The organism is Stenotrophomonas maltophilia group sp. msm1, from assembly GCF_032025805.1.
Taxonomy (GTDB): Bacteria; Pseudomonadota; Gammaproteobacteria; order Xanthomonadales; family Xanthomonadaceae; genus Stenotrophomonas; species Stenotrophomonas hibiscicola.
In genome coordinates this window covers 483,599-496,494 of the sequence record NZ_JAVSKH010000001.1, presented here as the reverse complement: position 1 = coordinate 496,494, position 12,896 = coordinate 483,599, and the positions used below count along the sequence as shown (strand labels likewise).

Sequence of the window (12,896 nt, the reverse complement as noted above, 5' to 3'; positions counted from 1 at the left end):
GTGCAAAGGATAAGGGGCCAGGGCAGGCGCAGGTACAATGCGCGGGCACTTTCCCCCGCGATGACCATGCACCTGATCGATATCGGCGCCAACCTGACCCACGACTCCTTCGACCGCGACCGCGATGCCGTGCTGGACCGCGCGCGCCAGGCCGGCGTGGTGCAGATGGTGATCACTGGTGCCAGCCGCGAGCACTCGCCGCTGGCCTTGCAGCTGGCGCAGCAGCACCCGGGTTTCCTGTACGCCACCGCCGGCGTGCACCCGCACCACGCGGTGGAATACACCGAGGAATGTGATGCGGAGATGCGCGCGCTGCATGCCCACCCGGAAGTCGTGGCGGTGGGCGAGTGCGGACTGGACTACTTCCGTGACTTCTCGCCGCGCCCGGCCCAGCATCGTGCCTTCGAGCGCCAGCTGCAGCTGGCCGCTGACAATGGCAAGCCGCTGTTCCTGCACCAGCGCGATGCGCATGCCGATTTCATGGCACAGATGAAGAACTTCGAAGGCCGCATTGGCCCGGCCGTGGTGCATTGCTTCACCGGCGAACGCGATGAGCTGTTCGCTTACCTGGACCAGGACTGGTACATCGGCATCACCGGCTGGCTGTGTGACGAGCGCCGTGGCGCGCACCTGCGCGAACTGGTGAAGAACATCCCGGCCAACCGCCTGATGATCGAGACCGACGCACCGTACCTGCTGCCGCGCACGCTGAAGCCGATGCCGAAGGACCGGCGCAACGAGCCGATGTTCCTGTCGCACATCGTGGAAGAGCTGGCACGTGACCGTGGCGAGGACGTTGCAGTGACGGCGGCCAATGCGACTGCGGCGACGCGTGCGTTCTTCCGCCTGCCCAACGCCGGTTGATCCGTAGAGCCGAGCCCATGCTCGGCTTATCGCGCGCAGCGCGAAAGACGCAAAGAGCAGCCGAGCATGGCTCGGCTCTACAAAGCGCTGTCCGGTAGCGCCGGGCCATGCCCGGCGAGCGAAGCGGCCAGCGCCTGCAGCCCTTCCCGATACGTTGGAAACCGCGGTGCCCACCCCAGCGCCACACGCGTGCCACGGCTGTCGATGCGCTTGTTGCTCTCGTAGAAGCGCCGTAGCGTCGGGCTGAGTGCAGGGTCGTCCCACGCCACGGCAGGTGGCATCGCAAACCCGCCCAGCTTCGCGGCGAAGGCCAGCACATCCTGCGGTGGTGCCGGCTCGTCATCGCTGGGCAGGTATATCCCCTGCGCAACCGGTCGCTGCATCGCCGCGACGATCACTGCCGCAAGATCCTCTACGTGCAGGCGGTTGAACGCCAGGCCCGGCCGAATCACATGGCGGGCACGGCCCTGTGACAGCTGCAGCAACGCATTGCGCCCCGGCCCGTACAGGCCGGGCAGGCGGAACACCGCCGAAGCGATGCCACGTACCTCTGCAAGCGCACGCCATTGCGCTTCGGCACGCAGGCGCTGCACGCCGGCTGCTTCGGTGGCATCGGCTGCGCTGCGCTCGTCAACCCAGCCGCCGGCCCGATCGGCATACACCGACGTGGACGACAGATAGCCCACCCAGCGCAGTGCCGGGCTGGCCCGCAGAGCCGGCAGCAGCAGGCGCAGTGCCGGGTCGCCCGCGGCATCTGGCGGCACGCTGCACAGCACGGCCTCGGCCTGCGCGACCTCATCGAGCAGGGCGGGCGACGGTGGGGAGTCAGCGTGCAGCTGATGCCGCAGCAGGCCATCGTCCGGCGCCGACGAGGGGTTACGCACCGTGCCGACGACGTGCACGCCCCGCGCCTGCAGATGCGGGGCCAGCACGCATCCGCTCCAGCCCATACCGAGGATCAGCACCCGCACAGGCAGCGTGCCGGCCTGCAATGGGATGCTCACGCGCCGCGCAGTGCCTGGTAGGCCTGCAGGCTGCTGTAGGCGACCTGCAGCAGCAGGGCTTCCTGATCGGCCTTGCGTGCACGCGCCAGCATGTCGCCGACGATCTGCTCGGCCTCGACCTGCTGGCCAGCCTCCAGGTCCCGCAGCATCGATGCCTTCAATGCAGAGCCGGCCTGGGTGAGGGTGCCGCGCGCGGTGTCCTGCGCGGCATCGGGAATCGGCTCACCGGCAGCTTCGGCCACGGCCAGGCACTCGTCGTACAGGCCGCGCACGATCGCCTCGCCATCATCGGTGGCGACGATGGTGCCGATATCCGCACGCAGCAGGCAGGTCGCGGCGGCCAGCGCGGTCAGGAAGGTGTACTTGATCCACTGTTCCTGGCCAATGTGTTCGCTCGCCAGGTGATCAAGATGGGCCTGCGCGCAGGCAGCGGCGAAGGCACGCACGCGTGCGGAGATCGCGCCGCCATCGCGCTCGCCGAAGGTGAGCTTGGCCGGCTTGCCCAGGTGCAGCACCGCACCGTCGGGGGCCTTGGTGGCGCTGATGAAGCACAGGCCGCCGAGCACGGCGTCGCGGCCGAAGCGCAGGTCCAGCGCGTTGTAGTGGTGCAGGCCGTTGAGGATCGGCAGCACGGTGGTGTTCGCGCCCACGGCTGGAGCAATGGCGTCGATCGAGCTGTCGAGGTCGTAGGCCTTGCAGCTGAGGATGACCAGGTCGAACGGCTTCTGCGCGGCCAATGCGGGCAGCGCATCGGCGGTGACGTGCTGCACCGGGAAGCTGGCATCGCCGAGCGGGCTGCGGATCACCAGGCCATCGCGGTCCAGCTGTGCGGCGCGCGCGGGGCGCACGAGGAAGGTCACGTCCACGCCGGCCTGGGCCAGGCGACCACCGAAGTAACCGCCGGTACCGCCGGCGCCGAGGATCAGGATGCGCATTGCACGTTCACCGCTTTCTGGGGGAATCAGATCTGCGATTGTGCCGGAGATTGCGGGCAAAAAAAGAGCCGAGCATCGGCTTGGCTCTACAGAGATCGCTTCATCCACGCATGGCTTGGATCCATCGTGTCGACCAAGGTCGACACCTACCAACAGCAGCGCAGAACGGCTCCCCGGCAGATCGCAGGAATTTGTCGAAGGCGGGGTGGGTCCGGTTGCGGGGGCGTGAGCGCCATCGATGGCGCGACCGAGCCTCCATGGACGGATTCACGGCGTCCCCCGCAACCGGACTCCCCCCGCCATCCCCCGGATAGTCAGCTTTTGCCGTTGAAGTTGACGTTGATTCAGCGGGTGCAGGGCCGCAGGCCCTGCAGGCAAAACTCAGCTGCGCATGCCCACGCCACGGCGCAGCAGCCACAGCGCCAGCGCCGTCAGCACCACCACGAAACCGATCATCAGACCGTAGGCCACCGGCAGCGGTACATCGCTGCTGCCCAACAGGCCATAGCGGAACGCGTTGACCATGTAGAAGATCGGGTTGGCGTGCGTGGCCGCCTCGGCCCAGCCCGGCAGCAGCTTCACCGAATAGAACACGCCACCCAGATAGGTCAGCGGGGTCAGGATGAAGGTCGGCACGATCGCCACGTCATCGAACTTCTTCGCATACACCGCGTTGATGAAACCGGCCAGCGAGAAGATCGTCGCGCCCAGGATCACCGTGGTCAGCATCACCAGCGGGTGCGGGATGCGCACCGGGGTGAAGAACATCGCGATGATCAGCACGATCACGCCCACCATCAGGCCGCGCAGCACCGCGCCAGCCACATAGCCCCACAGGATCACCCAGTTCGGCATCGGGCTGACCAGCAGCTCTTCGACGTGGCGGCCGAATTTGGCGCCGAAAAACGAGGAGCTGATGTTGCCGTAGCTGTTCTGGATCACGCTCATCATCACCAGGCCGGCACGATGAACTGCATGTAGGTGTAGCCGCCCATGTCACCCACGCGCGACCCGATCAGGTTGCCGAAGATGAGGAAGTACAGGGTCATGGTGATCGCCGGCGGCACCAGGGTCTGGCCCCAGATGCGCATGATGCGGGCGACTTCGCGGCGCACGATGGTCATCAGCGCGATGCGGTTGCGCTGGCCGTCGGTCAGCTCGGTGGTGCTCATGCGGGCTTCTCCATGTTGCCGGTGAGGCGCACGAACCTCCAGGCGGTTGCTCTTGGTACGCATCGAACGCACGCGGATACCGGACGCGTTGAGCGTCGCAAACACGCGGTTGAGGTCCATCGCGCGTGGCATATCGATGTCCAGCGTGTGCGGGTCCGGGGCGGTCAGCGTCGCGCCCTCGATCACCGGCAGCTGCGCCGGCAGGTCACCGTCGATGTCCAGCAGGAAGCCTTCCACGTCCAGCTTGGCCAGCAGGGTGCGCATCGGCCCCTGTTCGACGATCTGGCCATGGTTGATGATCGCCAGGTGGCGGCACAGGTACTCGGCCTCTTCCAGGTAGTGCGTGGTGAGGATGATCGTGGTGCCGGCACCGTTGATCTCCTTCAGCACGCGCCACATGTCGCGGCGGATCTCGATGTCCACGCCGGCGGTCGGTTCGTCCAGGATCAGCAGGCGCGGGCGGGTCATCATCGCGCGGGCGATCATCAGCCGGCGCTTCATGCCGCCGGACAGCGTGCGGCTCATCACCTGTGCCTTTTCCCACAGGTGCGCGCGCTTCAGTTCCTCTTCGGCACGCTGCTCGGCTTCCTCGCGCGGCACGCCATAGAAGCCGGCGTAGTTCACCAGGATGTCGAAGGGCTTCTCGAACAGGTTGAAGTTGATTTCCTGAGGCACCAGCCCGATCAGGCGCATGGTCGCGCTGCGGTTGCGCACCAGGTCGCTGCCGAACACCTCCACCTGGCCCTCGCTGAGGTTGACCAGGGAGCTGATGATGCCGATCAGGGTCGACTTGCCGGCCCCGTTGGGGCCGACAGAGCGAAGAAGTCGCCCGGGGCCACTTCCAGGGAAACCCCTTCAGGGCCTGGGTGCCGTTGTCGTAGGTCTTGCGCAGGTCGCGCACGCGCAGGGCGGGCGCCGTATCGTTCTGGGATGCCAAGCTCGAAGCCTTCGCGCCCATGGGCTGGCGCTGGAGAGGGGCGGGGAGGGGCTATTATAGAAGACCCCGAGGGCTTGCCCCGGCTACACACTGTCCCGAAAAGTCGTGCCTGTTCAATTCCCCCTCAAGCTGGTCGGCTGCCGCATGCTGGCCCCGACCGTCGGCCACTACCAGTTCGTGCGTGATGATGGACAGCCACTGGATTTCCAGCCCGGCCAGTTCATCCAGGTCCATTTCAGCTACGCCGACGGCACCGAAACCAAGCGCAGCTACTCGCTGGCGACCATCCACGACCATGCTGGGCCCGGGCGAGGCGGTGGATATCGCGGTCAGTTTCGTGCCCGGTGGTGCTGCCACGGCCCTGTTCGAGGCACTGGAGCCGGGCGGCCAGATCAGTGCGTCCGGCCCCTATGGCCGGTTCTGCCTGAATCCCGGTGACCACAACGCCCGTTACCTGCTGATCGCCACCGGTACCGGCGTTACCCCGTACCGTTCCATGCTGCCGCTGCTGGAAAAGGCCATGGCCGAACGCGATGTGCAGATCGTGCTGCTGCAGGGCGCGCGCAGCCCGGGCGAGCTGCTGTACAGCGAAGATTTCTACAGCTTCGCCGAAAAGCACGCGAACTTCCGTTATGTTCCGTGCCTGTCGCGCGAATTGCCGGCCGAACCGCACCCGGATGTACAGCACGGCTACGTGCAGCAGGCGCTGGCCGGTTTCACGCCGGACCCGGCCACCGACGTCGCCTACCTGTGCGGCAACCCGGACATGGTCGATGCCTGCGCCGAGCTGCTGAAGGCCGCCGGCCTGGGCAACCCGCAGATCCGCCGCGAGAAGTACGTCAGCAGCAAGTAGGTCCGGCTGGTGCCGGCCGCTGGCCGGCAACCCCACGAACCTGGTAGTGCCGGCCGCTGGCCGGCAATCCTGGAAACCGGAGGCGACCCCACGCCGCCCCCGGTACCCTGCCTTCAGTACTCGATCCAGGCATCACGCCAGGCAGAGCCGGTACCCGGACGGTAGGCCTCTGCATTGATGTTGCACCAGGCGCCTTCCGGGAACGGGCGGCAGGCATACAGCTTGCCGTCGGTGCCCTTCACCACGGTCTGGCCCGGCTTGTAGCTGCCGATACCCGCGGGGTATACGAAGTCGTAGTCGTCAGCCGGCGGCGGATCGATTGGATCGACCGGGCCCGGCAGGCGGGTATCGATCTGGAACAGGTTGCCCGGCTTCAGGTAGACGCGGTTCTCGGTGGCCGAGGCGACCGGCGTGATCACGCCGTTCCTCATTACGCCCACACGCGCCTGCTGTGCACTGGCGTTGACCTTGCGGGCCAGCGCCAGCGGCCACTGGTTCGCAGCGGTCTGGCCTGCGGCCAGGGTGATCTCCGGACGCTCCAGATCATTGCCCTGGGCGTTGAACACGCGCAGCGTCAGGGTGGTGCCTTCTTCCAATGCACCGCGGGCGGTGACCGGGCCGGCGTCCTGCCACTGCGGCGGCGGTTCAACGCCACCACCGCCTTCGAAGCGCACATCCGCGCAGGTATAGAACGCTTCACCGGAATCCGAGCGCTGCCAGGTGTTGTAGATGATGTGCTGGCCGCTGCGCTTGGGCAGCGGGCAATCCAGCTTGTAGACGTCGCCGGAGACCGGCACGTTGCCCAGCGTGCAGAATTCCTGCAGGTCGGCCCAGCGCAGCGGGCTGCCCGGCTGCCAGCCGTCGCGGGTGACGTAGAACTTCCACTCGCGGGTAGCATGCGGGGCCGGTGCCTTGAACTCGAAGGTGTAGCGCCCGCGCGAATCGGCGCGGATCGGCGAGGTCGGCCAGTCACTGCGGTTCAGATCGAGGCCGCGGTACTTGCTGTTGCCGCCGCTGCACAACTCGCCATCTGGAACCACCGCTTGATGGTTGCCGTTGGCGTTGGCCTGGTTGACACCGGCCCAGTCGTAGAACGGCTGGGCGCCGCCGATGGCCTTGGCGGCGGCGCAGGCCGGGTTGGTCGGATTCTCCGGATTGCCCTCGTGGCACTGCTTCACGCGGCTGAGCGGCTTGGACAGGGTGCCGTGGGCGAAGGCGTTGCCGGACAAGGCCAGGCCGGCGACGACGGACAGTGCGAAGACTGCCCGATGGGACAGGTGCATGCAGAGACTCCTTTGCGAGGTGTGGGAAACCTCAAGGAGTCTTCACATGCAGATGCGCCGGCAACATCGGACAAGTTTGAAATCGATGGCGGCTGTGTTCGATCTGCAACACGGTGCTTACTTTGCCGTCATCCGGGCGAAAGGCGGTGCATTGTGCACCGCCTCCCGCATCACTGCCTCAGTACGCGATCCACGCATCGCGCCAGGCGCGCCCACGCCCGGCCGGTAGGCCTCGGCATTGACGTTGCACCATGCACCTTCCGGGAACGGGCGGCAGGCATACAGCTTGCCGTCGCTGCTCTTCACCACGGTCTGGCCCGGCACATAGCTGCCGATGCCCGCCGGGTACACGTGGTCGAAATCACCACCCGGCGATGGTGTACCCGGGTCGGGCACCTGGGTATCGAGCTGGAAGCGGTTGCCATCCTTCAGGTACACGCGGTTGGCGGTGGCCGAGGCCGTCGGCGTGATTGCACCATTGGCCAGCACGCCCACGCGCGCATGCTGGGCACTGGCATTGACCTTGCGGGCCAGCGCCAAGGGCCATTGCGCGGCCGAGGTCTGGCCGCTGGCCAGCGTCGCTTCCACACGTTCGACATCGTTGCCGCTGGCATTGAACACGCGCAGTGCCAGCGTCGTACCGACCGGCAATTCACCGCGGGCGGTGACCGGGCCGGCATCCTGCCATTGCGGTGCCGGCGTCGTACCACCGCCGCCGCTTTCAAAGCGCACGTCCATGCAGGTGTAGAACGCCTCGGTCGAATCCGAGCGCTGCCAGGTGTTGTAGATCACATGCTGGCCGCTGCGCTGCGGCAGCGTGCACTGCAGCTTGTAGGTGCCATCGGCAGAGAGCGGTGTATTGCCCAGCGTGCAGAACTCCTGCAGGTCGGCCCAGCGCAACGGGCTGCCCGGTTGCCAGCCGTCGCGGGTGACGAAGAAGCGCCAGTCGCGCGTGGCGTGCGGCGCGGTTGCCTTGAACACGAAGGTGAACCTGCCATTGGCATCGGCGTGGATCGGCGTGGTCTGCCAGTCACTGCGGTTCACGTCCAGGCCGCGGAAGGTCGGGTTGTTGCCGCTGCACAGCTTGCCGTCGGGCACCACGGCCTGATGGTTGCCGTTGGCGTTGGCCTGGTTGATGCCATTCCAGTCGTAGAACGCCTGTGAACCGCCAATCGCTTTTGCAGCGGCACAGGCCGGGTTGGTCGGATTCTCGGGATTGCCCTGGAAGCAGGCATAGACGCGGCTGACCGGCGTGGTCATCGTGCCGTGGGCGAACGCGTTGCCGGCCAGGCACAGGCCCGCAGCGGCGAACGAGGTGGCCAGCAACAGCGGTGTGGATCGGAATGACATGGCGCATCCTTGTGGTCGTCGAAAGGGAACGGTGACCGCAGGCGCTGCGCTGGGCGGCGGACTTTCGGCGGCACCAGGGCGAGTATCGAGTCGCACTGCAGGCGGCGGAACCATCGCAGTGCCGATCCGTGACTGCGCATGTGAAGCCCTTCCCGCAGGCTTCACGCAGGGCTGAACGGATGCGCTGGACGTCACGTGACCGGCGTGGCATCGATCACGTCATGGAGATCACGCGACGCAGTCCCGGTACCCACCCGATCTGCCTGGCACGAGAAACAGCCATGCGCGGCGTTGTGCAGCTGAACGAACGCCACCGACGGGTCGGCAGACAGTGCATCCAGGTGGTCGGCCACCTCGGTGCCCGCACAGACCTGGGCACCGCACATCAGCGCGGCGTGGTCATAGGCACGCATCGAGATCACCCGGCGCTGCACACGGGGGCACCTCGCCCGGCGGCAGGACGCAACGGGTCACGCCGCGCTGCACGAAGATCGGGCCGGCGGCGCGGTACGGCGAATGCAGCGGCAGGTGGACGTGGGACAGCAGGAGCAGCTCGCTGCCAGGCGCGGGATCGCTCAGCTGATCCGGCAGGGATGCCCGCCGTTGGCGCCGGCCCAGCGACGCTGGATGCCGAGCGCAGCGAGCGCGCAGTCGCTCATCTCGAACAGGTGCAGGAAGGGGCGATGGTCGATGCCACCGAGGTACCACGTGTGCATGGGTGTCTCCTGGGTCTGCGGCGGATTCTGCGCGTGCGCCGGCGGCCGTGCTCGCCGTTTTCAGACCCCGCATCGCCGTCAGGCCGGGGCACTGGCCCGTGGGGCGCTGCGGGTCGCCGCCGATGCCGCCCTGTGCCGACCAAGGCCGAGGGGCAGGACCGTCTGGTCTGCGCGCCGTTGGCGGCGGATTCGTCATTGCCCATCGCCGTCGGCGCGCTGCCCGTGTAAGTTGGGTCACATCTTCCGCGGCAGCCCGTCGTGGTTGCCAGGAACGTCTTCCAGGGGAAACGAGCACGATGCAAAGACTCCACCTCGCGTTGGCCGCAGCGTTGGCCAGCCTGATGCTTGCCGGTTGCAGCCAGCCGCCGTCACCCGGCGCCGAGGGCGCCACTGACGCACCCGGCCGCCGCTTCGGCACGATCGATTTCCAGCCCTGCACGCTGTCCACGGTAGGTGCCAGCGCCAACGTGGAGGCGCAGTGCGCCACCCTGCAGGTGCCGGAGGACCGGGCCCAGCCTGACGGTCGCCGGATCGGCCTGCGTATCGCCTGGCTGGAATCGGGCAGCAGCGGCGCCAGCCAGCCGGATCCGGTGTTCTTCCTGGCCGGCGGCCCCGGCCAGGCGGCCAGCGAGGTGGCGGTCATCGTCGATACTGCACTGCGTCAGGTGCGCAAACAGCGCGACGTGTTCCTGATCGACCAGCGCGGCACGGTTCCAGCCCGCTCAGCTGCCTGGGCGCGGACGGGAAGGAGCTGCCGATGGATGAGGATGCCGCGCCTTCCGAGGCATCGCTGCGCGACTACGCCCAGCGCTGTGCCGCATCGCTGCAGGGGCGTGCCGATGCGCGCTTCTACACCACCACCGAGGCGATCGCCGATCTGGATGCGGTGCGTGCGGCGCTCGGTGTGGACCAGCTCAACCTGGTTGGCGGCTCCTACGGTACCCGCGTGGCCCAGCGCTATGCGGGCACCTATCCACAGCACACCCGCAGCATCGTCATCGATGGCGTGGTGCCGAATGAGCTGGTGGGCGGCGATTTCGCCAGGACATTCGAGGACGCGATCGCCCTGCAGTCGGCGCAGTGCCGCAAGGACGTTGCCTGCAGCAAGCGCTTCCCGACCGATACCCGTGCGCAGCTGCGCAGCGTGGTCGAGACCCTGCGCCGTGCACCGGTTCCGGTCGAGTATCGCGACCCCGGCACCTTCGGGACCCGGAAGGATGTGCTGACACCGGACAGCGTGGTGGGCCTGGCTTTTGCGTTTTCCTACGTACCCCAGTACGCCTCATTGCTGCCGCTGGTTCTTGATGAAGCCGCGCACGGCCGCTACGCGCCGCTCGCCTCGCTGGCACGCGGTGCGAACCGCAGCATGGATTTCCAGATCAACCGCGGGATGCATTGGTCGGTGATCTGCAGCGAAGATGCGCCGCGCTACCACGCGCCGGCCGAGGATCCCGAGCGGCTGTTTAGCAACGAGGTGGCCAGTGCGTTCTTCGCGGCCTGCCCGGTGTGGCCGCACCGTCCGGCACCGGCAGCCAATGCCGTGCCGCTGCGCAGTGACGTACCGGCGCTGCTGTTGTCTGGTGAACTGGACCCGGTGACCCCGCCGCGCTATGCCGAGCAGGTCCTCAAGGGCCTGCCCAATGGACGCGCGCTGGTCGCCCGTGGCCAGGGCCACGGCACGCTGACCGCCGGCTGCATGCCGCGCCTGCTCGGCCAGTTCATCGACACGACCGATGCCAAGGCGCTGGACGCCGGCTGCCTGGATACGCTGAGCTACGTGCCGGCGTTCACCTCGTTCAACGGATGGGAACCATGATCGTCGCCGACAACCTGCACAAGGCCTTCGACACCCGCACCGGCCGTATCCAGGCAGTGTCCAACGTCGGCTTCCGCGCCGAGGATGGCCGCATCACCGGCCTGCTGGGGCCCAACGGTGCCGGCAAGACCACCACCATGCGCATGCTGTACACGCTGATGACGCCCGATCAGGGCAGCATCACTGTCGACGGCATCGATGCGGCGCGCAATCCGGTGGAGGTGCGTCGCCACCTCGGCGTGCTGCCTGATGCGCGTGGCGTCTACAAGCGCCTGACTGCGCGCGAGAACATCGCCTACTTCGGCGAACTGCATGGCCTGTCGGCCGAGCGCATCCGCGAACGCATCGAGGTGCTGTCGCACGCGCTGGACATGGGGGACATCCTCGACCGCCAGACCGATGGCTTCTCGCAGGGCCAGCGCACCAAGACCGCGATTGCCCGCGCGCTGGTGCACGACCCTCGCAACGTCATTCTCGATGAACCGACCAACGGCCTGGACGTGATGACCACGCGCGCGCTGCGCCGCTTCCTGCTGGGCCTGCGCGAAGAGGGTCGCTGTGTGATCCTGTCCAGCCACATCATGCAGGAGGTGGCCGCGCTGTGCGATCACATCGTGATCATCGCCAAGGGCACGGTGTGATGGCCGCCGGCAGCGCCGACGAACTGCGTGCGCAGGCCGGCGAATCCAACCTGGAAGATGCGTTCGTGAAACTGATCGGCAGAAGAGGGCCTGCACGCATGAGCATGATGTCGACCCTGATGACGGTGATGCGCAAGGAGCTGCGTGACCTGTCGCGTGACCGACCGCCGCACGCTGCTTCTGACCCTGCTGTTCGGGCCACTGCTGTACCCGGTGCTGCTGCTGGGCATGGGCAAGCTGGCCGAGAGCCGGGTGCGCACCCAGATCGAACAACCGCTGCAGATTCCGACCATCGGTGCGGACAACGCGCCGAACCTGGTGCGCTTCCTCGCCGCGCAGGGGCTGAACACCGCACCGGCACCGAAGGACCTGGCCGAGGCCATCCGCACCCAGGACATCGATGTGGCGCTGCGCATCAGCGATGAGTTCGGCAAGGACTGGGCCGAGGGCAAGCCGGCGCTGGTGGAGGTGATCAAGGACAGCACGCGTCGCGCGGCCGAAGTGCCCAGTGCACGCCTGGAGGCGGCGCTGGCCACCTACAACGGCCAGGTCGGTGCCTTGCGCCTGATGGCACGCGGCATCGACGCACAGGTGGCACGCCCGCTGGACGTGGCGCGCCAGACCTGGCCAGTGCCGAGGCCAAGCGCGGCATGATCCTGTCGATGCTGCTGCCGGTACTGCTGACGCTGACCTCGTTCATCGGTGGCGCCTACCTGGTGATGGACGCCACGGCCGGCGAGCGCGAGCGGCAGTCACTGGAACCCTTGCTGGCCACGCCGGGCTCGCGCAGTGCGATCGTCAGCGGCAAGATCGCCGCCGCCTGCGTGGTCGGTTTCGTGTCGCTGCTGCTGACCCTGGTCGCGTTCAAGGTGAGCGCGCAGATCGCCCCCGGCAACATCGGCCGCCAGTTCAACATGAACGTCGGCTCGATGCTGCAGATGCTGCTGGTGATGTTGCCGATGCTGCTGATCGGCACCTCGCTGCTGACCTTCCTGTCGGCTGCGGCCAAGAGCATGAAGGAAGCGCAGCCACATGACCTGGCTGATGCTGCTGCCGATGCTGCCTGGCTACGCCCTGGTGGCCTATCCGCTGAAGAGCGAGATGTGGCAGTACGCCGTGCCGTTCCTGTCGCAGAACCAGATGCTGCTGAAGGTGATCCGCCACGAGACCATCACCCCGACGGTCTGGGCGATCTACCTCGGCGCCAGCCTCGGCCTGGCCGCCGTACTGTGGTTCGCCGCCGTGCGCCGCTACCACAACGAGCGCCTGGCCATCTCCGGCTGACCGCCACGGGTAGCGCCGGGCCATGCCCGGCGGATATGAAA

The 12,896-nt window shown here is 67.2% G+C and carries 4 protein-coding genes and 8 pseudogenes; 5 read left to right on the top strand and 7 right to left on the bottom strand.

Annotation, left to right across the window (positions count from 1 at the left end):
• Window positions 1-66: 66 nt before the first annotated feature.
• The gene (locus ROV95_RS02245; protein ID WP_312542653.1) at window positions 67-864 is read left to right on the top strand and encodes a TatD family hydrolase; all 798 of its coding nucleotides are present in this window, start codon (window positions 67-69) and stop codon (window positions 862-864) included.
• Window positions 865-941: 77 nt separating this feature from the next.
• Here the strand turns inward: ROV95_RS02245 and ROV95_RS02240 are convergent, their stop codons facing one another.
• The 4 genes and pseudogenes from ROV95_RS02240 to ROV95_RS02225 form a co-directional block, all read right to left on the bottom strand.
• On the bottom strand, window positions 942-1,868 hold the full coding sequence (locus ROV95_RS02240; protein WP_312542651.1) for an NAD-dependent epimerase/dehydratase family protein: 927 nt from the start codon (window positions 1,866-1,868) through the stop codon (window positions 942-944).
• A complete protein-coding gene (panE, locus tag ROV95_RS02235) occupies window positions 1,865-2,803 on the bottom strand; it encodes a 2-dehydropantoate 2-reductase (RefSeq protein ID WP_312542649.1) in 939 nt (312 codons plus the stop codon). The genes ROV95_RS02240 and panE overlap by 4 nt, the downstream gene beginning before the upstream one ends.
• 381 nt (window positions 2,804-3,184) lie before the next feature.
• A pseudogene (locus tag ROV95_RS02230) lies at window positions 3,185-3,975 on the bottom strand (ABC transporter permease).
• Window positions 3,972-4,933: pseudogene (locus ROV95_RS02225) on the bottom strand (ABC transporter ATP-binding protein). Before ROV95_RS02225 ends, ROV95_RS02230 begins: the two co-directional pseudogenes overlap by 4 nt.
• Before the next feature lie 123 nt (window positions 4,934-5,056).
• On the opposite strand from ROV95_RS02225, the pseudogene ROV95_RS02220 reads away from it, so the two are divergent.
• Window positions 5,057-5,765: pseudogene (locus ROV95_RS02220) on the top strand (ferredoxin--NADP reductase).
• Window positions 5,766-5,878: 113 nt separating this feature from the next.
• On the opposite strand, the gene ROV95_RS02215 reads toward ROV95_RS02220, so the two are convergent.
• From ROV95_RS02215 to ROV95_RS02205, 3 genes and pseudogenes are all read right to left on the bottom strand, one after another.
• Window positions 5,879-7,048 carry a lytic polysaccharide monooxygenase gene (locus tag ROV95_RS02215; protein WP_312542647.1) on the bottom strand — a complete coding sequence of 390 codons (1,170 nt, stop codon included), beginning with the start codon at window positions 7,046-7,048 and terminating at the stop codon, window positions 5,879-5,881.
• A 178-nt stretch (window positions 7,049-7,226) separates the two neighbouring features.
• Window positions 7,227-8,398, bottom strand: a pseudogene (locus tag ROV95_RS02210) (lytic polysaccharide monooxygenase).
• A 191-nt stretch (window positions 8,399-8,589) separates the two neighbouring features.
• Window positions 8,590-9,114, bottom strand: a pseudogene (locus tag ROV95_RS02205) (DUF1203 domain-containing protein).
• Between the two features lie 296 nt (window positions 9,115-9,410).
• Here ROV95_RS02205 and ROV95_RS02200 point away from each other — a divergent pair.
• The 3 pseudogenes from ROV95_RS02200 (at window position 9,411) to ROV95_RS02190 (ending at window position 12,855) form a co-directional block, all read left to right on the top strand.
• Window positions 9,411-10,930: pseudogene (locus tag ROV95_RS02200) on the top strand (alpha/beta hydrolase).
• Window positions 10,927-11,673 (top strand): annotated as a pseudogene (locus tag ROV95_RS02195) (ATP-binding cassette domain-containing protein). The pseudogenes ROV95_RS02200 and ROV95_RS02195 overlap by 4 nt, the downstream one beginning before the upstream one ends.
• A pseudogene (locus ROV95_RS02190) lies at window positions 11,670-12,855 on the top strand (ABC transporter permease). Before ROV95_RS02195 ends, ROV95_RS02190 begins: the two co-directional pseudogenes overlap by 4 nt.
• Window positions 12,856-12,896: the final 41 nt, after the last annotated feature.